At 55.5% G+C, this 25,349-nt stretch carries 24 protein-coding genes, 1 tRNA gene and 1 pseudogene; 11 read left to right on the top strand and 15 right to left on the bottom strand.

Annotated elements, in window-relative coordinates:
• Positions 1-377: 377 nt before the first annotated feature.
• Entirely contained in the window at positions 378-878 is a 501-nt protein-coding gene (locus B2T33_RS03170) for a DUF2244 domain-containing protein (RefSeq protein ID WP_064780179.1), read from the bottom strand.
• 191 nt (positions 879-1,069) lie between these two features.
• Between B2T33_RS03170 and nth the strand changes: the two genes are divergently transcribed.
• On the top strand, positions 1,070-1,711 hold the full coding sequence (nth, locus tag B2T33_RS03165; protein WP_286791142.1) for an endonuclease III: 642 nt from the start codon (positions 1,070-1,072) through the stop codon (positions 1,709-1,711).
• Between the two features lie 43 nt (positions 1,712-1,754).
• Here the strand turns inward: nth and B2T33_RS03160 are convergent, their stop codons facing one another.
• The gene (locus tag B2T33_RS03160) at positions 1,755-3,062 is read right to left on the bottom strand and encodes a penicillin-binding protein activator (protein WP_197146277.1); all 1,308 of its coding nucleotides are present in this window, start codon (positions 3,060-3,062) and stop codon (positions 1,755-1,757) included.
• 68 nt (positions 3,063-3,130) lie between these two features.
• Here B2T33_RS03160 and rsmI point away from each other — a divergent pair, with 68 nt between their 5' ends.
• Positions 3,131-4,189: a 16S rRNA (cytidine(1402)-2'-O)-methyltransferase gene (gene rsmI / locus B2T33_RS03155; RefSeq protein WP_286791130.1), complete on the top strand. Its 1,059-nt coding sequence runs from the start codon at positions 3,131-3,133 to the stop codon at positions 4,187-4,189.
• A gap of 2 nt (positions 4,190-4,191) precedes the next feature.
• A complete protein-coding gene (locus B2T33_RS03150; protein ID WP_197146279.1) occupies positions 4,192-4,575 on the top strand; it encodes a YraN family protein in 384 nt (127 codons plus the stop codon).
• A gap of 25 nt (positions 4,576-4,600) precedes the next feature.
• On the opposite strand, the gene B2T33_RS03145 is transcribed toward B2T33_RS03150, so the two are convergent.
• Positions 4,601-5,008, bottom strand: a complete 408-nt coding sequence (locus B2T33_RS03145) for a DUF2000 family protein (protein WP_197146280.1) — start codon at positions 5,006-5,008, stop codon at positions 4,601-4,603.
• A gap of 32 nt (positions 5,009-5,040) precedes the next feature.
• On the opposite strand from B2T33_RS03145, the gene B2T33_RS03140 reads away from it, so the two are divergent.
• The 6 genes from B2T33_RS03140 to B2T33_RS03115 all read left to right on the top strand — a co-directional run bounded on the left by B2T33_RS03140 (position 5,041) and on the right by B2T33_RS03115 (position 13,377).
• Positions 5,041-5,904: an AraC family transcriptional regulator gene (locus tag B2T33_RS03140; RefSeq protein WP_286791129.1), complete on the top strand. Its 864-nt coding sequence runs from the start codon at positions 5,041-5,043 to the stop codon at positions 5,902-5,904.
• Between the two features lie 148 nt (positions 5,905-6,052).
• Positions 6,053-6,685, top strand: coding sequence for a BON domain-containing protein (locus B2T33_RS03135; RefSeq protein ID WP_143588679.1), 633 nt, complete (start codon positions 6,053-6,055; stop codon positions 6,683-6,685).
• 93 nt (positions 6,686-6,778) lie between these two features.
• Positions 6,779-7,744, top strand: a complete 966-nt coding sequence (locus tag B2T33_RS03130; protein ID WP_286791128.1) for a SirB1 family protein — start codon at positions 6,779-6,781, stop codon at positions 7,742-7,744.
• Between the two features lie 678 nt (positions 7,745-8,422).
• Positions 8,423-9,412: an adenosine kinase gene (locus B2T33_RS03125; protein WP_286791127.1), complete on the top strand. Its 990-nt coding sequence runs from the start codon at positions 8,423-8,425 to the stop codon at positions 9,410-9,412.
• 434 nt (positions 9,413-9,846) lie between these two features.
• Complete coding sequence (typA, locus tag B2T33_RS03120; RefSeq protein WP_063086392.1) at positions 9,847-11,658, top strand: translational GTPase TypA; 1,812 nt, start codon at positions 9,847-9,849, stop codon at positions 11,656-11,658.
• Positions 11,659-11,811: 153 nt separating this feature from the next.
• A complete protein-coding gene (locus B2T33_RS03115) occupies positions 11,812-13,377 on the top strand; it encodes an AmpG family muropeptide MFS transporter (protein WP_197146283.1) in 1,566 nt (521 codons plus the stop codon).
• Positions 13,378-13,506: 129 nt separating this feature from the next.
• Here B2T33_RS03115 and ptsN read toward each other — a convergent pair whose 3' ends face one another.
• The 8 genes from ptsN to B2T33_RS03075 all read right to left on the bottom strand — a co-directional run bounded on the left by ptsN (position 13,507) and on the right by B2T33_RS03075 (position 20,716).
• Entirely contained in the window at positions 13,507-13,971 is a 465-nt protein-coding gene (ptsN, locus tag B2T33_RS03110; RefSeq protein WP_008888694.1) for a PTS IIA-like nitrogen regulatory protein PtsN, read from the bottom strand.
• 38 nt (positions 13,972-14,009) lie between these two features.
• Positions 14,010-14,606, bottom strand: coding sequence for a ribosome hibernation-promoting factor, HPF/YfiA family (gene hpf / locus B2T33_RS03105; protein WP_008888695.1), 597 nt, complete (start codon positions 14,604-14,606; stop codon positions 14,010-14,012).
• Between the two features lie 150 nt (positions 14,607-14,756).
• A complete protein-coding gene (gene rpoN / locus B2T33_RS03100; protein ID WP_197146284.1) occupies positions 14,757-16,346 on the bottom strand; it encodes an RNA polymerase factor sigma-54 in 1,590 nt (529 codons plus the stop codon).
• A gap of 64 nt (positions 16,347-16,410) precedes the next feature.
• On the bottom strand, positions 16,411-17,244 hold the full coding sequence (gene lptB / locus B2T33_RS03095) for an LPS export ABC transporter ATP-binding protein (RefSeq protein WP_008888697.1): 834 nt from the start codon (positions 17,242-17,244) through the stop codon (positions 16,411-16,413).
• 14 nt (positions 17,245-17,258) lie between these two features.
• Complete coding sequence (locus B2T33_RS03090; protein ID WP_197146285.1) at positions 17,259-18,152, bottom strand: LptA/OstA family protein; 894 nt, start codon at positions 18,150-18,152, stop codon at positions 17,259-17,261.
• A 10-nt stretch (positions 18,153-18,162) separates the two neighbouring features.
• Positions 18,163-18,918: an LPS export ABC transporter periplasmic protein LptC gene (gene lptC, locus B2T33_RS03085; protein ID WP_197146286.1), complete on the bottom strand. Its 756-nt coding sequence runs from the start codon at positions 18,916-18,918 to the stop codon at positions 18,163-18,165.
• Between the two features lie 3 nt (positions 18,919-18,921).
• Positions 18,922-19,941 (bottom strand): KpsF/GutQ family sugar-phosphate isomerase, encoded by a 1,020-nt coding sequence (locus tag B2T33_RS03080; protein ID WP_246878907.1) that lies wholly within the window; start codon positions 19,939-19,941, stop codon positions 18,922-18,924.
• A 160-nt stretch (positions 19,942-20,101) separates the two neighbouring features.
• Positions 20,102-20,716 carry a ribonuclease D gene (locus B2T33_RS03075; protein ID WP_008888701.1) on the bottom strand — a complete coding sequence of 205 codons (615 nt, stop codon included), beginning with the start codon at positions 20,714-20,716 and terminating at the stop codon, positions 20,102-20,104.
• 202 nt (positions 20,717-20,918) lie between these two features.
• Between B2T33_RS03075 and B2T33_RS03070 the strand changes: the two genes are divergently transcribed.
• Positions 20,919-21,599, top strand: a complete 681-nt coding sequence (locus B2T33_RS03070; RefSeq protein WP_197146287.1) for a hypothetical protein — start codon at positions 20,919-20,921, stop codon at positions 21,597-21,599.
• Positions 21,600-21,644: 45 nt separating this feature from the next.
• Here the strand turns inward: B2T33_RS03070 and B2T33_RS03065 are convergent.
• From B2T33_RS03065 to rph, 4 genes are all read right to left on the bottom strand, one after another.
• Positions 21,645-21,731 (bottom strand) — tRNA-Leu (locus B2T33_RS03065).
• A gap of 168 nt (positions 21,732-21,899) precedes the next feature.
• Complete coding sequence (gene hemW / locus B2T33_RS03060; protein ID WP_197146295.1) at positions 21,900-23,093, bottom strand: radical SAM family heme chaperone HemW; 1,194 nt, start codon at positions 23,091-23,093, stop codon at positions 21,900-21,902.
• A gap of 110 nt (positions 23,094-23,203) precedes the next feature.
• On the bottom strand, positions 23,204-23,803 hold the full coding sequence (rdgB, locus tag B2T33_RS03055; protein WP_197146296.1) for an RdgB/HAM1 family non-canonical purine NTP pyrophosphatase: 600 nt from the start codon (positions 23,801-23,803) through the stop codon (positions 23,204-23,206).
• Positions 23,804-23,881: 78 nt separating this feature from the next.
• Positions 23,882-24,598: a ribonuclease PH gene (rph, locus tag B2T33_RS03050; protein ID WP_286791126.1), complete on the bottom strand. Its 717-nt coding sequence runs from the start codon at positions 24,596-24,598 to the stop codon at positions 23,882-23,884.
• A 305-nt stretch (positions 24,599-24,903) separates the two neighbouring features.
• On the opposite strand from rph, the pseudogene hrcA reads away from it, so the two are divergent.
• Positions 24,904-25,349: pseudogene (gene hrcA, locus B2T33_RS03045) on the top strand (heat-inducible transcriptional repressor HrcA); the annotation flags it as partial.

Raw genomic sequence — 25,349 nt, 5'->3', positions numbered from 1 at the left:
GAGTTGGTGGTGCCAAGGTCGATACCAATAATCTTACCCATAGTAAGTTCCTCTTTTAGCGGCCGGTCCGTCCCGCAGCCTCCAAAATGAAGCGCCGCGCAGGACCTCCTGGGACCAATGGTTGTAATACACGTAATTTTTCTGGGGCTTCTTCGTTACCCCGCGAACCTATATATGAAAGTCGCCACAAAGTCGCAAGCGGTCAAAGTGGGGAATCTTGGCTGTTTTTTGCCTTCAAACCGCATTTTTGATCCGATCAACCGCATTTCAGGCCCGATAAACCGGCGCAATGGGCAAGAAAAGCCGGTTTTTAAGGCACAAAACCCGGCTTTCGAATTGCTTCATAACCGGGTTGCAAAACACTCAGATCACGGGCCTCAGATCGGAATATCGGCAGGATTGCAGCGGGTTTGGCGCAAAACGGTCTCAAGCCTGTGCGCCAGATTTTCCTTTTCATCTGCGCCCAGAAAACGCGCAATTTCCAGACTTTTGCCATGCGTGCGCAAAAACAGCGCGGCTTGTTCATCCTCGCCGCGTTCCAACACCACGCGCAGCCAATAGGGTTGAAAATCAAATTCCTCGCGTTCACCACGCACCGAAATCCGTGTCACCCGAAGGTTGCCGTGCGCAAGCTCGATCCGTTCTTCCTGACGGGCGGACCGAAAACTGAAATAAAACGCCAGGGACAGCAAGATAACATCAAGGCCCAAAAACCCGATCACCGGCCACGCGCCCACCGACCAGAAGATAAACCCGATGGTCGTTGTGAGTGCGGCTATAAACAGCACAATATTGCGGGCAGCCCGGCGCGACAGCGATCGCGGCGGAAACAGATCCACCCGAAAGATCGGTTTGGCTGAACGCGGCACGTTTGGCATGTAAGTTACCTGTTGCTGGATATCCGATTGTGCGCTGGTGTACAGGACAGCTGCAATCAAAATTCGATTTTTCACCCCTCACAGTTTATATAGTTTGCAACACGTAAATCGGATCAGGGGATGCGTATTAACGACACTCCCCACCCCAAATATCGATACATAAAAAGAGATCGCAGCCCATGGCCCGCCCGATGAACAAAGCCGCCATCGAAGAGTTTTTCCAGCGCCTGTCCGATGCGGACCCGGAACCGAAAGGGGAGCTGGATTACACCAATCCCTATACCCTTCTGGTCGCGGTTGCCCTCTCGGCACAGGCGACAGATGTCGGGGTGAACAAGGCGACCAAAAAGCTGTTTCAGATCGTCTCGACCCCGCAAGACATGCTTGATCTTGGCGAAGAAGCATTGATCGAGCACATCAAGACCATCGGGCTTTATCGTGGCAAGGCCAAGAACGTGATGGCGGCGGCCAAAATTCTTGTGGAAAAGCATGGCGGCATTGTCCCCAACGATCAGGAAGCGCTCGAAGAACTGCCCGGTGTCGGCCGCAAAACCGCCAATGTGGTACGCAACATCGCCTGGGGCGAGCATACGATGGCGGTCGATACCCATATTTTCCGGCTCGGCAACCGTACCGGCATGGCCAATGGCAAGACGGTTTTGGCGGTTGAAAAGGCGCTGCTGAAAAAGGTTCCGGCCCGCTTCATGACCCATGCCCATCACTGGCTGATCCTGCACGGGCGTTATATCTGCAAGGCGCGCAAGCCGCGCTGTGGTGACTGCATCGTCAATGATCTGTGCAATTACAAAGACAAAACGCATGCCGGGGCTTGATCCGACAGGCGTTTAAAAGTTTCAGCAGTTAACAAGATCCAGATCAGAAAACCTGATCGAAGCTTGCCGGGGCGGGTGCAATTACCTTTGCACCATCGGGCTGGACTTGCATGATGGCATAGCCACGTTCCGACTGACCATCCGGGGTCAGACGAAAGATACCGTCCACACCGACAAATCCGCTTGGATTGGTCAGGGTCTGTTGGCTCATGTTGTTTTCATCACGCGCCATCAGGGCCGCCAGTGCCGTGCTGTCATAGGCAAGGCTTGAAATGCGGGGCGGCTGGCTGCCAAAGGTACGTTCGAAACGCGCCGCAAACAGTTCCCAGTTTTCCGGGTTAGGTGCGGCAAATATTCCGCCCTTAAGCGCCGGTTCGGCAAACAGGCCCGGATCGTTCCAGCCAAACGTTCCGATAAACTGCACCACCGATGGATCAACATCGAAATAGGCCAGAAGCGAGGAAACCTGACGCAACTCGCCACCGGTAGCCGGCAGGATCAGGGCATCAAAATCAAGCTCGCCAAAGGTATCGACCCCTTCAAGACGATTTAGCGCACGTCTAGCCCCGGCACTGCCATCGGCTTCAAGCTGTGCCTTGTGGGCGCGCAGGTTCGCACGCCGCGCGTCATAATTGGCAAAGTCCCGAATGGTTTGCTGCAAATCTTCCGAACCGGGCTGATAGAACGCGACCCGGCCAAGGGTCCCGCCAACGCGCGAGACAACGGTATTAAGTCCGCTTGCGATCTGGCGGCCGTAATCGTTTTGCGGCAGAAGGGCTGCAAAACGGTAACGCCCTTGCGTCGTGGCGTAGCCAGCCGCACGCGCGATCTGGTCTTCGGGGATCAGGCCATTGACCCAAACCCCGCTTTCCGCCACCCGGCGATTGTTGGAAAAGGCCACCACCGGCACATTCGCCGATTTGGCAACTTCGCTCGCCCCACTGACCGATTCGGCAAATAGTGGGCCAAGGATCATCTTGGCACCGGCATCAACGGCCTCTCGTGCGGCATTCTGCCCGCCCTGATAAGTGCCAGCGGTATCGATCGGCATCAGGATGAAGTCATCGCCGGCAATGTCAAACATGGCGAGTTCTGCGGCATGGCGCATCGCCCGGCCCAGTTCGCCGTGCTGCCCTGACAGCGGCAACAACAACGCAACCCGCTTTTCAAAAACAGCCGCATCGTCATTATAAAGCAACGGCAGCTCAGCGCCCTCGCCCTCGGGCAAGGCAGCATCGCTTGGCCACGGGCTGGCATCGGGGATCAGGCCCTGATTGGGGGCACTGTTCGGATCAACGGTATTGCCGCCCGGCTGATTGGCACTTTCAACCGGCGCCCCATCACGTTGCATGCCGAAAAGGTCCGTGATACTCGTGGTCGCATTACAAGCGGTCAGCCCGAAAGAGAGGACAACCACAGATGCCGTCCGGCGCGCAATCCGGCCCCAAGCCGGCAATAGATCCGAAAACCGATCCCGATCTGACAACGCCTGACACGGCAGCGCCTCTTTCTGCATCCGATCCTGTGACGGATGACGTTTCGGACAACCCACTCTCACCTCCAGATAAGTCGTTTCGTCCGCAGGGTAATGCGGGCGAGGGTGCAAGTAAACATGATGAAAGCCATTTGCCGCTTTCAGCCGGTCTTTATCTTGTCGCTACTCCAATCGGAAATTTGGGCGATATTACGTTCAGAGCGCTTGAAATCCTCAAACGTGCCGATGTCATCCTGTGTGAAGACACCAGAACGTCGGGGAAATTGCTGTCGCGATATGGCGTGAAAACCAAGCGAATCGCCTATCACGAACATAACGCGGCCAAGATGCGCCCCGAAATCATGGATCGTCTGGGCAAGGGGCAGGGCCTTGCCCTTATTTCCGATGCCGGAACACCCTTGATCAATGATCCGGGCTACAAACTTGTACGCGACTGCAAGGCAGAAGGGTTCACTGTGACCGCCGCCCCGGGTGCCGCGTCGCCGATTGTTGCCTTGATCCTGTCTGGCCTGCCGAGCGATCATTTCTTTTATGCCGGCTTCCTGCCGCCCAAATCGATGGCGCGCAAAAAGGAACTGGCACGCTTTGCCCCGATCCCGGGCAGCCTGATCTTTCTTGAAAGTCCCAAGCGACTGGCCGCAAGCCTAACCGATATGGCCGAGATGCTGGGGGGCACACGCGAAGCCGCCGTGACCCGCGAGCTAACCAAAATGTTTGAAGAAGTCCGCAATGGCACACTTGCCGATCTGGCGGCGCATTATAATGAGGCCGGCGCCCCCAAAGGCGAGATCGTGGTGATTGTTGGCCCGGCCGATGCCAGCGAAAACGAACCAAGTGCCGAAGACATCGACGCGCGCCTAAGCGAGCTGATCAAAACCCACCGCACCAAGGATGCCGCCGATATTCTGGCCCGCGAAACCGGTCTTAAGAAGCGCGACCTTTATAATCGTGCCCTTGAACTTGCCAAGTCGGACCCGGATTGACCATGGCCCGATCCCGTCCTGTGCATGATGAAACATCAAGCCGCAAGCGGGCGGAAAAGGCCGGACGCCGGGCGGAAAAACTTTGTGAATTCTGGTTACGCCTGAAGGGCTATCGCATTCTGGCCATCCGCCACAAAAGCCCGGTCGGTGAAATCGACATCATTGCCAGACGCGGAAATGTCATGGTCGCGATTGAGGTCAAAAATCGCACCGATCGCGCAACCGCCCTGCATGCCATTACCCCAAGGCAACAAAGCCGCATCGCCCGTGCCCTTGAATCTTACGCAGGCAAGATCGGCCATACGGGTGATCTTCGCCTTGATCTGATGATTGTTCGAAATTGGGGCAGGATCGAGCATCTCAGGAATGCCTGGCAGGTTTCATAGCAGGCATTCCCGCAGTTTGTTGGGCTTAGGGATGCATTTTCGCACCCTTGGTGATCTTATCGACACTGCGTTTATCGGCATGAATGCCAATACCAACAAACTTTGCCGTTTCAGGATCCGCGTTGGCAAATACATCCCGATTGGCCGCATCGTGGCCAGTGGCAAACATTTCCTCGATATAGGCCGATACCCGGACACCGCGATTTAAGGCGCGCTGATGGATTTTCGCGATGGTATCGCCATCGGCGGCCAGAACGATGGCGGGCTGGCGCGACAGCGGGTTATAGATATTCTGGTTGGCGTCGATATAGGGCTCACCGATGATATCGGGGGTTTGGGCAACAATGCCGCTCATCAGGAAGGCCGTCACATTCAGGGATTGCCAAGTTTCAAGGTCATTGCGCAAAATCAGGGCGACTTTGGTATCAAACATTCACTTCCTCCAATCGGTCGGATGATCCGGTAATGAAAGAAGCAATAGAACAGGCAGATGATCGCGGTATTGAACGTTTGTGCAAAAAGCGCGAACGCTTCGTTGCGGCCCCGACTGCACCGGGGATCGAGCGGATCGAAGCCCTGTTCTATGGCAATATGTTCACCCCGCATCGCCACGATACCTATGCGCTGGGCATCACCTTGAAAGGTGTCCAGACTTTTAATTATCGCGGGGAATTTCGCGCCAGTAATCCGGGCAATATCATCATCCTGCATCCTGACGAGCTGCATGATGGCGGCGCTGGAACCGAGGACGGTTTGCAATATCGCATGCTGTATCTGGAACCGGCCCTGTTGCGATCGGGCCTTGATCACGAAGCCGATCCCCTGCCCTTTGTCGGTGAACCGGTTATTCAGGACCCAGTTTTGTGGTCGATCATGGCATCGGCTTTGGGGGAACTTGAAAGCGACATGGATCCGCTTTTGCGCGATCAGTTTGTCAGCGACATCGCCCGACGCCTGTCATTGCATGCCAAGGCACCACTGAAGCGCCCGCGCTTTACGGCCAGCCAAAGCATGGATCAGGTGCGCGCCTTTCTGGAAGATAACTTTGACCGTCCGGTTCAATCTAACGAGCTTGAACAGGTTGCCGGTATGGACCGTTTTCGCCTGATCCGGCATTTCCGTGCGCGGTTCGGAACCACACCCTATCGATATTTGATGATGCGTCGCCTGCAAAAGGCGCGGGCATTGATGATGATTGGGCAACCCCTGGCCGGAATTGCCGCCGAAACCGGTTTTGCCGATCAAAGCCATTTCAACCGCCATTTCCGCCAGACTTATGGTGTGTCACCCGGGCGTTGGGCGGAATTATTCGCCAGCAACACCCTGTGATCGTTGCCCTGTTACATCGATTTCAGGCACGAATTTGCAGAAAAATGCATTTTTACTGATAAACCGGTCAGTATTTTAAGTCTCTTTAACCCCCGCGGGCCATAATGGGCGTTGTAAGACTTGGGGGAACTGGACGAGACATCCGTTAATGTCACCAATAAGAATGGTCAATCGGCCACTTGGCTTTGCCAGGGCACTTCTGCTGACGGGTATGTGCATTTTGCCGCTTTCCGGATGCACGCCCACATCCGTTGTGCTCGGCGCTGGCGCAACCGCCGGTGTTGCCGCCTTTCAGGAACGCGGCTTTAACGGTGCTGTCAGTGATACGGCGATCACCGCCCAGATCTGGCAGAAGTTTCTGGCACAGGACGAAAAACTGTTTCTCGATATCGAGATTGAAGTGGTTGAAGGCGAAGTTCTTTTGGCCGGTCAGGTGCCCACCGTGGCTGATCAACTTGAAGCTGTGCGGTTAAGCTGGCAGGTTAGCGGGGTCAAAAGTGTTCATAACGAGATTGAAATTGGTGATGGCCTGACGCTTGTTGATAGTGCAAGCGATCTGTTGATCACCACCAAGATCAAGACTGCATTGATGTTTGATGGTGATGTTTTCGCCATCAATTATAGCGTCGAGACAGTCAATGGCACCGTCCATCTGATGGGAATTGCCCAGGACGACCATGAACGCAGTCGCGTGATTTCACATGCCCGGGACACCAGTTATGTCAAACGGGTTGTCAGTCATATCCGTCTGAAAGACGATGCCATCCGACAAGGAACCTGAGCCATCAGTACCGTAAGCCACATAACAGCACCGACCGATCCGGATCGCCAATGGCTTGTCGATTATGGCAAGGGCCTGAAACCTGACGCCAGCGTGGCCGAGGCAGCCCTGCATTTTGCCCGTCTGAATCAATCGAACGGCACCCATAAACGCGATGTCGTGCCGTTCATTGCGATTTTGGATGATCTCGCCGATCAGGTCCGCGCCGAGTTGGCCGGTCTGACCTTGCAGCCCGATCTTGCCACCGACGGCACGGATCAGCAGGCCCTGCCGGTTGATGACAAGGAAGCCGAGCCGACCATTGATCAGGTCGTGCGCGCCCTGCAGACCGTGATTGCCGAACGCAATGGCTTTCAGGGGGATGCGGAAAACTATGATGACATTGCCAATGCCGATCTGATGCAGGTGATCGAGCGCAAGCGCGGCCTGCCGGTTGCCCTTGGCATGCTCTATATCCACGCGGCCATGCGGTGCGGCATTGCCGTCACCGGCATTGATTTTCCCGGTCATTTCCTGCTGCGTGTGCAGGCCAATGGCAAACGCAAGATGATCGACCCGTTCCATGGCGCGATCAGTCTCGGCCCGGCAGAATTACGTGAATTGCTGAAGTCATTTAGCGGCCTTGATGCAGAACTGGCCCCCCATCATTACCGGCCGTCATCCGACATCGATATTTTGTTACGGCTTCAAAACAACATAAAGGTACGGGCGCTTCGCGCCGGTGAGCTGGAGCTCGCAACCCGTGTTGTCGAACACAGTTTGCTGATCGCGCCGGACCATGAAGGGCTCTGGCATCAGCTTGGCGCGCTCTATGCCCGCCTTGACCAGGACCATATGGCGCTTGGTGCGTTTGAACAGTTCGTCAAACGCTGCGAAGACCCGCTTCATCGCGCCCGGATCGAAGCGGTAATCGAAGAATTGTATGAAAGGGTTCGTCATGAAGCGGGCCCCGGAACGGCACATACGGAAAAGAACCAGGTCGTGCCGGATTACACCGACAAGGACGACACCGTATCGGCAGACGACAATGCGCCGATCCCGCTTTTCCCCGATAAATAACCCCGAAATAGCGCCCAAAAATCCTGTGCTGCGGACCGGAAATGTCGCATTTGGCGAGATGTGCCAGACCAAGGTGCCGCCATCCCGTTTGGCTGTGAAATAGCTATTTTTTACATTTAGGATTATATAAAGTTATTTATATCTCACATTATAGCATTTTTTATTTACATCTATCCAAAGACAAACCGGTTTGTCTTGAAACCTCTCCACCACAAAACCGGGCGAATTGGCCCTTCAAAATCATATAAATCTTCTTGTTTCGGTATTTTTGCGGGGTTTTCGCGCTATTTGCGCGCTGTTACCTGCGAAAAACCTAAACAAAGCCCGAACCGTTGATTTCCGGGGCTTTGCGCCTAGCCGTTCTTGGCAGTCCGCATTCAAAATCGATTTTTGCAGTCGTGCCCCATAAATTCGAACCGGATCCAGATCGAATTTCACCGATCAACTCCCAAAAAAACATCTTTTGCAGTTTTTTTGGGAGTTAAGGACAGGTTAAACGACCGGGCACGAAACAGTTGCAAAGCTTGCACCGAAAATCCCATTCCCTATACTCCGCAACAGTCAGTATCAGGCGCACTGAAAATGACGAGGCCAACGCACGCGCGGCGTGACTTGCCGATTTTTCACTGTGCCGTGTAAATCAGGGTCTGAGCCCACATAACCGCAGGAATTTACTATATGAACGACACCAAATTCGACGTCGTCGGGATCGGCAACGCCATTGTCGACGTCCTTGCCCACTGCAAGGAAGAAGACCTTGCGCGTCTTGAGCTTGTCAAAAACGCCATGACCCTGATTGATGCCGACCGGGCCGATGCGCTTTATGACCAGATGGGCCCGGGCCTTGAGATGTCGGGCGGTTCGGCTGGCAATACCATGGCTGGCATCGCAGCCCTTGGCGGCAAGGGTGCCTACATCGGCAAGGTGCGTGATGATCAGCTGGGCCAGGTTTTCCGCCATGACATCCGTGCGATTGGTGTCGCGTTTGATTCTGCGGCTGCGACCGAGGGTTCCCCGACCGCGCGTTGCCTGATCTTTGTCACCCCGGACGGTCACCGTACCATGAACACCTTCCTCGGTGCCTGCACGGAGCTTGGCCCGGATGATATTGACGAAGATCTGATCAAATCCGCCAAAGTCACCTACATGGAAGGCTATCTGTGGGATCGCCCCGAAGCCAAGGATGCCTTCGTCAAGGCCGCCAAGGTTGCCCATGATGCCGGTCGTCAGGTTTCGATCAGCCTGTCTGATTCCTTCTGCGTTGATCGCCACCGCGAATCCTTCCGCGAACTGGTCGACGACCATATCGACGTCCTGTTTGCCAACGAGGAAGAGATCAAGTCGCTTTACGAGGTCGAGACCTTTGAAGAGGCACTGGCCGAAGTCCGCAAGCATTGCCGCGTTGCTGCCCTGACCCGCAGTGAAAAGGGTGCTGTCATCGTAAGCCAGAACGAACTTTATGAAATCAGCGCCGAACCGGTCGCCAAAGTAGTCGACACCACCGGTGCTGGCGATCTGTTCGCGTCCGGCTTCCTGTATGGCTACACCCAGGGTCACACCCTTGAGATCTGTGGTCAGCTGGGTGCGATCTGTGCGGCTGAGGTGATTTCGCATATGGGTGCCCGCCCGGATGCGGATCTCAAGGAACTGATCGCAAAGGCACTCTGATCGCTCTTTTATATAAAGAGTGCGGATGTTTGAAAGATTTCACGGGACGGCAACAATTCGTTGCCGTCCCGTTTTTTCTGTCGCGAAGGCCGGGTTTGCATGGCGCTGCAGCGCAACACAATCATTGACTTTGTCCAGAGTTTGGCGCAAACAGCCCGCATTGCAGAATAATCAACCCGACATGGCGCTTACAACGCTGGCCTTTCGCCTTAACATTGGCTATGACAGGGCGGCCTTCGGGTATATCTGCACGATTACGATCCGGGCCAGTAAACATTCAGCACATACGTTGATGTGGGTTTCCCACCGGTGATACCGGCGGCAACCATCGCGCTTGTTGCTGAATATCTACTGGCCTTGAAACACTTACTTACTGACCGATGCGCATGGGCATGACCCGGCGCGCGGCATTTTTATTTCTGGAGTCCGCGCCCATGAGCTTGCGCAATATCGCCATCATCGCCCACGTTGACCACGGCAAAACCACGCTGGTCGATTCCATGTTCCGCCAGTCCGGTGTCTATCGTGACAACCAGCGTGTTGACGAACGCGCCATGGACAGCAACGACCTGGAACGTGAACGTGGCATCACCATCGTCGCGAAACCGACGGCCGTTCAGTGGGGCGAAACCCGCGTAAACATCGTCGATACCCCGGGCCACGCCGATTTCGGTGGTGAAGTCGAACGTATCCTGTCCATGGTTGAAGGTGTTGTCCTGCTGGTTGACTCGGCCGAAGGCCCGATGCCGCAGACCAAATTCGTTCTGGGCAAGGCGCTTAAACTCGGTCTGAAGCCGATTGTGATCATCAACAAGATCGACCGTCCGGACCAGCGCGCCGAGGAAGTCCTCGACGAGATTTTCGATCTGTTCGTGTCGCTCGAAGCATCCGAAGAACAGCTCGACTTCCCGGTTCTGTACGCATCCGGCCGTGACGGCTGGGCAGCTGAAAACCCGGAAGGCCCGAAAGAAAACCTGACCCCGCTGATGGAACTGGTTCTGAGCCACGTTCCGGCACCGGACGTTGATGAAAAAGCACCGTTTGCCATGCTGGCAACCATGCTGCATGCCGATAACTTCCTTGGTCGTATTCTGACCGGTCGTGTTTATCAGGGCCGTGCGAAACTCAACATGCCGGTGAAGGTTATTCGTGGCGATGGCACGGTTGAAACCGGCCGTCTGTCGAAACTGATGGGCTTCCGCGGTCTGGAACGTGTCCCGCAGGAAGAAGCCGTCGCCGGTGACATCATCGCGATTGCCGGTCTGACCGAGGCAACCGTGGCTGACACCATCTGCTCCACCGAAGTTACCACCGCCATCGAAAGCCAGCCGATCGATCCGCCGACCCTAGCGATGACCTTCTCGGTCAACAACTCGCCGCTGGCCGGTCAGGAAGGTGACAAGGTTACCTCGCGCATGATCCGTGCCCGTCTGGAACGCGAAGCCGAAGGCAACATCGCGATCAAGATCGGTGAAACCGAAGACAAGGACGCATTCGAGGTTGCCGGTCGTGGCGAACTTCAGCTGGGCGTTCTGGTGGAAACCATGCGTCGTGAAGGCTTCGAACTGTCGATATCGCGTCCGCGCGTTCTGTTCAAGGAAATCGACGGCGTTCTGTCCGAACCGTTCGAAGAAGTCCAGGTTGACGTTGACGAGGAATATTCCGGCGTCGTGGTCGAGAAAATGAGCCTGCGCAAGGCTGAGATGACCGACATGCGTTCTTCTGGTGGCGGCAAGACCCGTATCATCTTTATTGCGCCGTCGCGTGGCCTGATCGGTTATCACGGTGAATTCCTGACCGATACCCGCGGTACCGGCGTTATGAACCGCGTGTTCCATTCCTATGGCCCGGTCAAGGGCTCTATCGCTGGCCGTCGTAACGGTGCGCTGATTTCCAACGATCAGGGCGAAGCAGTGGCCTACGCCCTGTTTAACCTTGAAGATCGTGGCATCATGTTCATCGAACATGGCGAACGCGTCTATCAGGGCATGATCATTGGTGAACACAACCGTGACAACGACCTTGAAGTCAATGTGCTCAAGGGCAAGAAGCTGACCAACGTTCGTGCATCGGGCAAGGACGAAGCTGTTACGCTGACACCGCCGCGTCGTATGTCGCTTGAAGAAGCGCTGTCTTACATTCAGGACGATGAACTGGTCGAAGTGACCCCGAAAAGCGTTCGTATCCGTAAGCTGCACCTTGATCCGAACGTGCGTAAGCGCGAAAGCCGCAAGAAAGAAGGCTAAGCCTTTCTCTTGCCAAGCCGAATTCAAAAAGGCCGGTCCATATGGATCGGCCTTTTTGCTGTTCGCGTTTTCGCCATACAGCCCGATGTTTCGGCTTTCCTTAACCTGTTTGCCCTAGCTTCATGACAGCATGCTTCAAGTTGGGGGAAATCGATGCACAGCGCAGAAAAACGAAGCTGGGGCGAGGCCTTTGGGGCCTTTATTCATCCGCGCGTGATCACGATGCTGTTTCTGGGACTGTCGGCCGGCATTCCCATCCTTCTGATTTTCTCCACCCTGTCGATATGGCTGCGCGAAGCAGGTGTGGATCGTTCCACTGTTACCTATTTCAGTTGGGCGGCACTTGGCTATTCCTTCAAGTTTGTCTGGGCGCCACTGATTGACCGTCTGCCCTTGCCAGTTTTGCACGGCATTCTGGGCCGTCGGCGCAGCTGGCTGATCATTGCCCAGGGCGGCATCATCGCCGCCATCCTGTGGATGGGACTGACCGACCCGGCAGAAAACCTGACCATGATGGCCTTTGCCGCGGTTGCCCTTGGTTTTGCCTCGGCCACCCAGGACATTGTTATTGACGCCTATCGCATCGAGGCCGCCGATGCCGACCTTCAGGCGATGATGAGCTCGGCCTATATCGGCGGTTATCGCATTGGCATGATCGTCGCTGGTGCCGGGGCCCTGACCATTGCCGGATTGTTTGAAGCCGAAGGTACCTATCAACACCATGCATGGACGGTAGCCTATGCCTGCATGGCGCTTGCGATGTGTGTGGGTGTGATCACCACCTTACTTGTCAGCGAGCCCAAGGTCGTAAAGCTCGACAGCAAATATTTCCACGAAACATCGGACTATGTCCGGTTTCTGGCGATGTTCGCGCTTACCGTGGTCGCCTTCATCCTTGCCAATGTCTATGCCGGGGAGATCACCAATCCGCTGAAAACCGCCCTGACTGACGGCGGCATGATCAGCGAGCTGTCAGGCTTCATTGCCGGTACCGTCAAACTGGCCATTTCGGTCGGATTTGCCATCCTTGTTGCCTGGCTCACCACCCGGGTTGGCCTGACACCGACCGGCATGGTTCAGGAAACCTACATCTCGCCGGTCAAGGACTTCATTGACCGCTATGGCAAGGCGGCCATCGTCATCCTGGCCCTGATCGGGGTGTATCGCATCGCCGATATCGTCATGGGCGTGATGGCCAACGTGTTTTACACCGACCTTGGTTATTCCAAGGAAGAAATCGCCGCCGTTTCCAAGACATTCGGCCTGTTCATGACCATTGGTGGCAGTTTCCTGGGTGGGGTTCTGTCGGTCCGCTATGGCGTGGTGCGGATCCTGTTTCTTGGCGCGTTGTTATCGGCGATCACCAATGTCCTGTTTGCCTTCATGGCACAGCTTGGCCCCGACACCACGATGTTTGTCGTTGTCATCATGGCCGATAACCTGTCGGGTGGTCTCGCAACGGCGGCCTTCATCGCCTATCTGTCGGGCTTGACCAATATCTCGTTCACCGCGATGCAGTACGCGATCTTCAGTTCGATCATGACCCTGTTCCCGAAAATCCTTGCCGGCTTCTCGGGCACGGTGGTTGATGCGGTCGGATATAGCTGGTTCTTTATCGGCACAGCTGTGATCGGCATTCCGGTGCTTTATCTCGTTGTTCTGGCCGCCCGCCTGACAGACGTAAAGGACCCCGAAGAACCCAAGACTGCCGAAGCCTGATCAGATCAGAAACCAAATCCGGCCCACCGACGGGTCCACTATTCCAAAACAAAACCGGACGCCAATCAGGCGTCCGGTTTTTTAAATCTTGTGTCTGTTACGGGGGTTACCCGCCACTCACTGACCTTTTCAGGCGGCCTGTTCGGCCTCGTCCTGGGTCAGCAATGCGTAGATCGCATCTGCAGATCCGGCACCGCGGAGCTTGTCGCACATGCCCTGATTGCGCAGCAGACGGGAAATCCGTGCCAGTGCCTTCAGGTGATCAGCACCGGCTTCTTCGGGCGCAATCAGCATGCAGAAAAGGTCGACCGGGTGTTCATCAACCGCGTCAAACTCGATCGGATTGCCTGCACGGGCAAAAACCATATACAGGCGGTCCAGATCATTGAGCTTGCCATGCGGAATCGCGACACCGCCACCGACACCGGTACTGCCAAGCTTTTCACGGTCAAGCAGGACAGAGAAAATCTCGCTTGCAGGGCGGCCGGTAACTTCGGCGGCCTTTTCGGCAAGTTCCTCAAGCACAGCCTTCTTCGCACCGGCACGCAGTGCCGGAATAACTCCGGACGGAGTAAGAATAGATGATATGTCCATTTTTCGCGTTGCGTTGTTTGGCTCGGAATCTGTTTCTGTCACGCGCCACTCGCTTCATTATCGTTTGGGTCCAACCAGCCGATATTTCCGTCCGAGCGACGGTAGACAACGTTCAGTCCGCCATGTTTGCCATTCCGGAACATCAGTGCCGGAATGTCCCCCAAGTCGAGCCGCATGACAGCTTCCCCAACGGAAAGCGTATCGATGCGATCGGGTGTCTCGGCAACAATCACAGGCTCGAAGCCATTTGTGTGATTATCGTCCGTTTGATCTTCATCTTCCTGTGCGATCACATAGTGGATCGCCTCCAGGCGAGCCTCCTCATAGTGGTCACGGGTTGCGTGATGATCACGCAGGCGCCGTTTATAACGCCGCAACTGTTTGGCCACTCTGTCACAGGCGGCATCAAACGCGGGATAAACCTCGTTCGCTGATGCCTTGGCCTGAACCATCATGCCCTTGCCGACATGGACCGAAATCTGCGCGTGATAGAGATGTGCCTGTTTGGTGACGGTCACCGTGGCTTCAATCGCGTGATCGAAATACTTCTCTACTGCAGGGTCCAAGGTCTCGACGACGTGCTGGCGAAAAGCATCGCCAACGTCAAGTTGCTTACCGATAACCGTAATTTGCATGGATCGCCTATCCCCGGTTGAGTGACATACCAGTTTGGTGCCCCTCTCGTAGGTGGGCGCACCATATTCCCTCGTCATTACCAAGTCAAGATATGGGTATGTTCCCTTGAATTACAGCACCTTAAGGTGCGTTTTTTCGATAAATTCGTGCTAGGAAGCACGTGATTTTTTCTCGCGCCGACGCTGCACTGACGATGGGATGCGCATCGCTTCGCGGTATTTTGCCACTGTTCGACGCGCGATGTCGATCCCTTCCTTGCCCAGAAGCTCAACCAGTTTGTCATCCGACAAAATCTTCTTGGGTTCTTCGTTGTCGATCAAGGACTTGATCCGGTGACGCACCGCTTCGGACGAATAGGCATCGCCACCATCTGAAGATGAAATTGCCGTGGTGAAGAAATATTTCAGCTCGAACATGCCGCGCGGCGTCGACATGAACTTGCCGTTGGTCACACGTGAAACCGTACTTTCATGCATGCCAATTGCTTCGGCGATGTCGCGCAGGATCAGTGGCCGCAGATGCGCAACCCCGTGGGTAAAGAACCCGTCCTGCTGACGCACGATTTCGCTGGCGACCTTCATGATGGTGGTCGCACGCTGATGCAGCGCCTTGACCAGCCAGTTGGCACTTTGCAGCTTCTCACTCATGAAACCGCGCTCTTCGCGATCGCGCAGGCCCGACCCAATCTGGGCGACATAGTCTTCATTGACCAGAACCCGCGGCAGGGCTTCGGAATTCAGTTCCAGATGCCAGTTGCCATTGCCCGCCGCACGCATCAAAACGTCCGGGATCACCGGAGTTGCGATTTCGCCATCGGCGGTCTTGCCTGGGCGCGGATCAAGGGTTTTGATCTCGGCGATCATGTCATGGAGATCATCCGAATCGACACCACACACCCGACGCAGGCGGTCAAAGTCCCGCTTGGCCAGCAAATCAAGATTGGCCAGAAGGGCTGCCATCGCCGGATCAAACCGGTTGAGTTCGCGCAGTTGCAATTCCAGACATTCCGCCAGATCGCGGGCAAAAATGCCAACCGGGTCAAAGCCCTGCATGACCTTCAGAACGCGTTCGACATCCGCGATATCGCATTCAAGGGATTCGGAAACTTCATCAAGATCGCCGCTGATATAGCCGTTTTCATCAAGCATATCGATCAGGTAACTGCCGATCATACGCGACATGGCATCGGCGAAGGCGATATTGAGCTGATCATCAAGGGTCTGGCGCAATGTCGCTTCATCAGCCAGCGTCTGTTCCAGCCCCGGAAGGTCATCCCCACCCGCGGCCGAACCGCCAGCACCGCCAGCACCGCCACCCGCACCGCCGCTATAGGGCGCGGAATAATCGTGACTGCCTGAAACCGGTTCACCGTTGCGGGTGATTTCACCTTCACCGCCATAAAGCGCGTCACTTGAAACATCCAGCGGGCCGTCATCACTGCCCATCGTTTCGCTGGACGTCAGGCGATCGGTGCCGAACCGGTCATCGCGGTCAGTGAAATTGTCGTTTGATCGGCTATCAAGGCCTTCATCGCCATTGCCAACCGCACCATCACCGGCCTCGGCATAGGTCTGGCCGGGATCGGCCCGCTCCAACAGCGGGTTTTCCATCAGTTCACTGTCGATGAAATTGGAAAGCTCAATATTATTGAATTGCAGCAGTTTGATTGCCTGCTGCAGCTGGGGAGTCATGACAAGTGACTGGGACTGGCGTAGATCCAGACGCGCCTTCAGGGCCATTTATGCACTACCCCGTGTCAATCCGAACTCCCCCTAGACTTGGTTGACGGTCTGGTGGGTGTTATCAAAGGCTGAAACGATCGCCCAGATAAACCCTTCGTACATCGTCGTTTCTGACGATTTCCTCAGGACCACCTTCCATCAAAACCCGACCATCATGCAAGATATATGCCCGGTCGATAATGTCTAGAGTCTCGCGCACATTGTGGTCAGTAATCAAGACCCCAATGCCACGATCTTTCAGATGACGTACAAGATCGCGAATATCACCCACTGCAATCGGGTCAATCCCGGCAAGTGGTTCATCAAGCAGAACAAAGTTCGGATGGGCTGCCAAGGCACGCGCGATCTCGCAACGCCTGCGTTCCCCGCCCGAAAGCGCCAGGGCCGGTGTGCGGCGCAAATGTTCGATAGCAAATTCTGCCAAAAGGTCTTCAAGCGACTGTTCGCGCTTGATGCGATCATCCTCGACCACTTCAAGCACGGCCATGATGTTCTGTTCAACCGTCATGCCCCGGAAGATTGAGGCTTCCTGAGGCAAATAGCCGATTCCCATGCGCGCACGCTGATACATCGGCATCATGGTGATATCGCGCCCATCAAGAGAAATAGTTCCGCGGTCTGCGGCAATAAGCCCGGTAATGATATAAAAACTGGTGGTCTTGCCAGCCCCGTTCGGACCCAGAAGGCCAACCGCCTCGCCACGCTGCACCGAAACCGAGACATCTTTCAGCACCGGGCGCTTTTTAAAGCTTTTGCCCAGATTATGCGCCACAAGACCCTTGTTGGTGGTGATCAGGCGCGGGCCACTTGCCCCGCCGTCAGTTGGCTGTGCGCTGCCAGATACAGCTGTCGCCTTTGCGTTGTCGGATTTTACGCTTTTGCGCGACCAGAACAAATGACCGACCTTTCTCAGTTACCGGTCCCGGCATCGGCCGGGCTGTTGTTTTCGTCTTTTTGCGGAACCAGAAGGCCCCGAACGCGGGTTTTGCCATCGCCATTACCGTCAGCCGTCAGACGACTGATGCCGGTATTCAGATCGACCACGGCACGATCCCCGTTCAACTGGTTTTCCCCGCGGGTGATCTTAACCGATCCGATAAGGGTGGCGATACCAGTTTTCGCATCATAAACACCCTGATCGCCAACAACAAACTCTGTTGCTGTGCGAATATTCACATTGCCCTGCCCGTCGATGCGGCGCAATTCGTTTGCGCCATCCGAACCGGCCTCAAAGCGCGCGGTCAAAACATCCCCGCGCAGCGTGCGATCCTCGGACACCGCAACCGCGTCCCCGCGTGCAACCGCAACACGCTCCGTCTCCCAATATTCAAGGCTGTCGCGCGCCGTCAGGGTTTCATTGGGCGTGCTGTATTTAAGATTATCACCGGTCAGAACAACCACCGCCTCGTCAATGTCATAGACAGCGCGATCACCGACCGCGACATCTGTATCGGACGACAATTTGACATTGCCAACCGCGATGATGCGGTAAATCTCGCTATTGCCGTCGCGATCACGATAGAGCGCCTGCAACTCGTCGGCATCGACGCGCGAGGAACCACGCTTGGCCACCGCATTGCCGCGGGCAATCAAGATCTGTTCATTGCGGCGCCATTCGATGCCGTTATCAGACTCGACTTCAAGCCCGCCGCTGCCATTCTGGGCCAAACCCAACGGATTGGCCGCAGCATCCTTTGCCATGGCCAACAGGCCAAGCGCGGCCGCACCCAGCATAAGGCCTCCTAGCATAAGGGGTGTCAGCAGCGTTCCAGTCTTGCGGGCGAGATGCGGCATCGCAATCATGACTTCCCTCTCATTGCTCCGTCGAATTCAATGCACTGTCGAAAATCACCAGCCGGGATTTCCCCAAAAAGCGGATCACCGCCCCCTTGTCTTCAAGCTCAAACCCGGAATCCGATGCAATGGTGCCAAACGGCCCCTGCCCGTCAACCGGTACATCGCCGCTGGCACTGCCGGAATTCATGGCGATTTCTGCTTCCTCGGTGTGAATTTCAAAACCGTTATCGTGGTACATATTGACCGTCCCCACCAGATCAAGCATCCCGTCGGTTTCGGTATAGAAGCCTTCATTGGCGGTCATCGCAATCCACGATCCGTCATTCAGCGTAATATCGGCCTGCGGACCGGACAGATAGACATGATCGGGCCGTGTTTCGGTTGCGTCGGTTTCAACGGCCTCGCTGGCGGTCACCGTAAAGGGCTGACGATTGCCATCCACGCCAAAGAAGCGCGGATTGCTCATCGCGACATTTTCCATCAGATCCTCGGGCGAGGTCGAAAAGCCAAGCCGAAAACCGCTATCCTGAACCTGTTCAATCTGCGGCCATAGGACGACCAGCGCCATGATCGTCATCGCGATCAGCGGCAGCACGAATTTCAGCATATTGACGATGACACGGCGGAACGGATTGATCCGCACATTGCGCCGGGCCGAGGGCATGCGATCACGCGAAAAGCCACGCTCATGGCGCGCCTGACGTTCGTCATGCGCTGCTGCCTTCTGGCTTTTTTCGCGGTCTTCGACCTGTGGCGTGCCCTCTGTGCTCATGCGTTATGCCACCCCGACGCGCAACAGATCATGGATATGCACAAGCCCCACCGGCACACCACCGTCATCCAAGACAAACAGGGATGTGATCGAACGGTCATTCATGATGGCTAGTGCCTCAACCGCCAGGGCATCGGCACTGGTTACTTTCGGCCCAGTGGTCATGACATCACCCACCTTCATCGCCACCAGATTATCGGCCATGTGACGGCGCAAATCGCCGTCGGTCACGATCCCGGCCAGAACACCGGTATCATCAACCACACCGACACAGCCAAACGAATGGCTGGTCATGGTGACAAGCGCCTCGGCCATCAGGGCATCGGGCGAAATCAGCGGCAGGGTATCAACCCCGTGCATGACATCATGGACATGCAGCAACCGCTGACCCAGCTTGCCGCCGGGGTGGAAGGTGCGGAAATCCTCGGATGTAAAGCCGCGCCGCTCCATCAACGTCACCGCCAGCGCATCGGCAAGGGCCAACATGGCGGTGGTTGATGTCGTCGGTGCCTGCTTGTTCGGGCAGGCTTCCGGGCTTGCTGGCAGGACCAGCGGACAATCGGACTGCTTGGCAAGCGAGCTTTCCGGTTTGCGGGTCATACCGATCAGTGGCACGTTAAAACGCCGGGTAAAGGCAATAATGTCAGACAGTTCCGGGGTTTCGCCGGAATTGGACAGGGCCAGAACCGCATCATCCTTGCCAATCATGCCCAGATCACCGTGGCTGGCCTCGGCCGGATGCACAAAAAAGGACGGGGTGCCGGTCGAGGCAAAGGTCGCGGCGATTTTCTTGGCAATATGGCCGCTTTTGCCCATGCCGGTAACAACCAGACGGCCTTTCAGGCCCTCGATCAGGTTGATGACGTTGCAGAACTCGCCATTAAGCGAGTCTGCAAGCTCGCGCAGCGCATTGGCCTCGATATCAAGAACACGGCGCGCGATGGCAAGATCGGCGTCACTCGCCGGTGCTGGCACTTTGGGGGACTCGTTTGAGACGTCTTTTGAGACTGGGGTCACTGTCATCTGTTTCTTGTTAGCGTTTCCCGCCCGGAGATAGGCTATTTGACCCATCTTGCAAGATCATTGGGCCAAAACTATGAACCCAGTTGGCGTGGGGGTCAATTCTATTGCACCCCCATACACCGCCAATCTTCACAGACGGTTAACCGGCCTTATGCCGACCTTATGAATGGGCAAAAATATCGGTTTCTTCCCAGCCCGCCAGATCAAGCGTCGCGCGGGTCGGCAGGAAGTCAAAACAGGCCTGCGCGATCTCGGTACGCCCTTCGCGCGCCAGACGACGATCAAGCTCTTCCTTGGCCTTGTGCAAATACAGCACGTCCGAGGCCGCATAATCGATCTGTTCCTTGGAAAGCTCGGCTGCACCCCAGTCGGAGCTCTGCTGCTGCTTGGAAATCTCGACCCCGACGGTCTCGCGCAGCACATCCTTCAGACCATGACGGTCGGTGTAGGTGCGCACCAGTTTGGAGGCAATCTTGGTGCAATAAACCGGCGCGCAACGCACACCGAGATATTTGTCCATCACTGCGATGTCAAAACGCCCGAAATGAAACAGCTTCAACACCGACGGATCAGCCAGAAGCTTTTTCAGGTTCGGCGCGCTGTAATCTTCCCCATCAAACTTGACCAGATGGGCGTTGCCATCCCCACTTGAAAGCTGCACGACACACAAACGGTCGCGGTGCGGGTTAAGGCCCATGGTCTCACTGTCAATGGCCACGACCTTTCCAAGGTCAAGGTCACCCGGCAGATCTCCGAGATGGAGGAAATTGGTCATCGCGGTTCTCCAAATGTCAAAATTTGCCTGTTCTTAACACAGCAAACCGCGCATCGCACCGCAAAAGTCAGAGTACAGTTGGGCTTTTTGCAGCTCTTAATTCGCTTCTACAGAAACGACATAAAAGCTCTACATAAATTCAGCCGCGATCAATATAGTTGATTTGAAACTATAGATTTAAAACAAAGGTAGACATAAACGTATGCCAAAAAGAGCAAGAGAGGACCTGTTAGAAGCACTTGAAGAACAGATCGATTTTCTCCGTAGGTCATCGGCAATTTTCGACACCGGCTACAAAAGTGAAGCAAAAAGACTAGCCAATCATGTGATGATTCTGTTGCATGACAGCAAAAAGAGCTTCTCCCTCCTCAGTCAACTCGGTGTCAAAAATCAATTTAAGTTCATTGATACTGGAGCGCTGAGCGATTCAGTTCTTGAACTGATCCGCGCCGACCTTAAAGCGCGTGGCATCGACCCAAATACTAAAATGTATCATCAGAGTGCAAGGCTACTCTGTCTTGCCAAAAACCACCCTAAGCCGACACTTTACGAGCCGCTTTACGATAGCTCGCTTAAGGACAGTAAGTGGCTCTCCTTCAATGAATGGTGGCACCAAGACGTGATCCTTGACCACGATGACCGAAACCTCTCAAGGAATAAGCTCACCGCATATTTACGAGACAAAGATGGTGGGGCACACATTGATCCTAAACTGGGCGGTAACTATCACCGCCTAACACGTGGCAAAGCTCAAAATATGAAGCTCAGTGTTGGAGGTAAGCTGCTATTTGATGAAGGACCCATACTTCCGACAATGAGACAAATAGCGTTCGAGCTTTTACACAGCATCACACAGCAATTGGAGAGCATTAAACGAGTATAGCCCCAAAACGACAATACCCCAGCACATCGGAAATGTGCTGGGGTATGGTGCCCAGGAGAAGACTCGAACTTCCACGGCCTAATGGCCACTGGCACCTGAAGCCAGCGCGTCTACCAATTCCGCCACCTGGGCATAGGGGCTTGTGGTATTGTCCGGGGTTACCCGCCGGAACGGGGCGGAATATACGCGGTCAGGCTTAAGTGTCAACCAACTTTTTGATGGTTTGGTGAAACTAAATCAGGCACCTGCACCATCGCCGCCAATTGGGCGGTTTTTCTGGGTGTTTTGCGGGTTTTGGGCTTACACCGCATGGTCGAACAAATAGGCGAGAACTCCGTTCAAACGGTTCCTGCCCTGATCGGTGGCGCGAAGCCCCGCAGAATCACAAATCAGATCACCGGACTCGATCAGGGTTTCGAGACGATCCTGCGTGAGAACATCACGCGGCCCCTTGCCGATGATGCGGTTAAACCTTGCCGTCGGAATGGTTTCATTCAGCCTTAAGCCCATCATCACCATTTCAAGCAGGCGTTCATCGGCCTCAAGAACAGTTTCTTCTTGCGTGCCGTGCCCATGCTTTTCCACGCGATCAAGCCAGATATCGGGCGCACGGTGACGACGCACCGCCATCGGCGTGGTGTTGCCATCGGCACCAATCACCGCCTCGCGGCCATGCGCGCCCGGCCCGATGCCCAGATAATCGCCATAGCGCCAATACACCAGGTTATGGCGGCTTTCCTGCCCCGGTTTGGCGTGGTTGGACACCTCGTAACATCGATAGCCGGCACGTTCGGTCTCTTCCTGGGTGATCTCGTAAAGTTCGGTCGCAAGGTCTTCGTCCGGCACGACCAGATCGCCGCGCTGATGCAGGGTATAGAACTGTGTGCCCGGCTCGATGGTCAGCTGATAAAGCGAGATATGTCCATTGGCGATGCCAAGCCCTTCGCGCAGTTCCGCGCGCCAGGCCTTGGGATCGTGTTCTGGGCGGGCGTAAATCAGATCAAACGAAAAACGATCAAACACCGAGGTCGCAACATCGAGGGCCCGCATGGCTTCCTCGGCACTGTGCAGGCGACCAAGGAATTTCAGGTCGCGGTCATTCAGCGCCTGAATGCCAATCGACACCCGGTTAATCCCGTTGGCGGCAAAGGCCGAAAACCGGTCAATTTCGACCGTACCGGGGTTGGCTTCGAGCGTGATTTCAAGATCATCCGTTACCGGCCAGAAAGATTTGATGTCCTCGATCAAGGCCCCGGCGGTTTCCGGATACATCAAGGATGGCGTGCCGCCGCCAAAGAACACCGATCCCACTGTCCGTCCCGGATGACGAGCCGCACCGTGTGCAAGCTCCGCCCGGAGCGCTTTGCGCCAGCGCGCGTGATCAACACTGTTCGCAACATGACTGTTGAAATCGCAATACGGGCATTTCGACAGGCAGAATGGCCAGTGGATGTAAATGCCAAACGGCACGGTTTCACTTGAGGCTGCGGACACGCGGGACTCTTTTCAATCGCGGAAATGTTGGCCGATAAACTAACACGCACCGCCGATGATGACATCCGCGATGCGTGCATAAGTTCAATGCAGGTGGATAAAACCTGAAATCAGTCTTCGAAGCAGGCTTTGACCAACTGGCGGAAGGCATCGGCCCGGTGGCTCATTTCATGCTTTTTCGCCGGGTCCATTTCGCCAAAGGTTTCCTCGTAGCCCTTGGGCTGGAAAATCGGGTCATAGCCAAAGCCGTGCGAGCCACGTTTGGGCCAGACGATTTCGCCTTCAACCCGGCCTTCGAAATTCTCGACATGCCCGTCCGGCCAGGCCAGCGACAGGGCACAGATGAACGATGCCCGGCGGTCCGGATGATCACCAATACCGTTCTTGACCTTTTCCATCGCCATATCGAAATCCTTGTCCGGACCGGCCCAGCGCGCGGAATAAATCCCCGGTGCGCCATCAAGGGCCGAAACCGCCAAACCGCTGTCATCGGCAAGGGCCGGAAGATTGGCCCCATTGGCCGCGGCCGTTGATTTCAGCTGCGCATTGCCAATGAAGGTTTTTTCGGTTTCTTCGGGTTCGGGCAGATCAAGTTCACCGGCCGAGAAGACCTCGATGCCAAACGGTTCAAGAAGTTCGGCGATTTCCTTGATCTTGCCTTTGTTGTGGCTGGCGATGACGAGTTTTTTTTCCGTGAAACGACGGGCCATGGTCTTGCCTGAAACTGCGATATCCAACTGATGCGAAAAAACGGCAGGCCCGATGCCCGCCGTTAAAATTAAGGTGCCTTAAAGCCCAAGCGCCTCACGCTGCTTGGCGAACAATTCCTTGCAGCCTTTTTCCGCCAACGCGAACATCTGATCATAGGATGCGCGATCAAACGGCACGTCTTCGGCGGTTGCCTGCACTTCGACAATGCCGCCATTGCCGGCCAGCACGAAGTTGGCATCGGCCCCGGCATTGCTGTCTTCGGCGTAATCAAGATCAAGCACCGCTTCACCTTCATAGATACCACATGAAATCGCTGCGACCGGCTGGGTCAGCGGAATTTCCTTGATCAGGCCAAGGCGGCGCACGCCCTGAAACGCCAGATGGGCCGCAACATACGCGCCGGTGATCGATGCGGTGCGCGTACCGCCATCGGCCTGAATGACATCGCAATCAAGGCGCATCTGCATTTCGCCCATGGCTTTCATATCGGCAACCGCACGGATCGAACGGCCAATCAGGCGCTGGATTTCCTGGGTGCGGCCGGACTGACCACCACGGGCGGCTTCGCGCTGCATGCGGCTATCGGTTGCGCGCGGCAGCATGCCGTATTCAGCGGTGATCCAGCCCTTGCCGGAATTGCGCATCCAGCCTGGTACCTTGTCTTCGACCGTGGCGGTACAGATCACATGCGTGTCGCCGAATTTGATCAGACACGAGCCTTCAGCATATTTGGAAACGCCGGTTTCAATCGTTACATCGCGAAGCTGATCGGGGGTACGGCCGGAAGGGCGCATGAGAAGGAACCTCTTGGTTGTCTGGGCTTGCGTTCGTGGCGACTTGAATGCCCGCGCACGAAGCGAAACTGTCCTGAAAAATTTGGCCCAAAGTAAGATGTGACCCACCAAACGTCCAGCAGTTTCCCCGGATGTTTTTATCTGTTCTGGTGCAATCCTGGCGCAAAGCAGTTAAACCAACAACTTCGACCAAATTTACAAGCTCGGCTTAGCAATAGGCCGTGCAATTGACGCAATGCGTTTGCCTGACTAAATTCTCCTCACGTTTTACGCTTCATCCATCTGGATCAATTGGCACGCAACACATGGCGCATTTTGACGATACATTGCTGGGCGACATGAATGCGCGGTCACGTGAAGTGTTCCGCCAGATTGTCGATGCCTATGTCGAAACCGGTGAACCGATCGGATCGCGGTCAATTGCGCGTCGCATGTCGGAAAACCTTTCGGCGGCGACCATTCGCAATGTCATGTCCGATCTTGAAGAAATGGGTCTTCTGGTCGCGCCGCACATTTCGGCGGGACGCCTGCCCAGTGAAAAGGGCCTGCGCCTGTTTGTGAATGCCCTGATGGAAGTTGGTGACCTTCCAAATGCCGAGCGCGACCAACTGACCAAAAATTGTGAACAGGCGGGCTATTCACTTGATCAGATGCTGGGCGAAGCAACCACGATGTTGTCAGGCCTGTCGCGCTGTGCTGGGCTTGTGGTGGCACCCAAGACCGATGGCATTCGCTTAAAACAGATCGAATT

It is taken from the genome of Thalassospira sp. UBA4513 (assembly GCF_002388495.1).
GTDB classification, from domain to species: Bacteria; Pseudomonadota; Alphaproteobacteria; order Rhodospirillales; family Thalassospiraceae; genus Thalassospira; species Thalassospira tepidiphila.
Note: the sequence above shows the minus strand (reverse complement) of the source record. Positions and strands in the feature narration are given on the sequence as shown.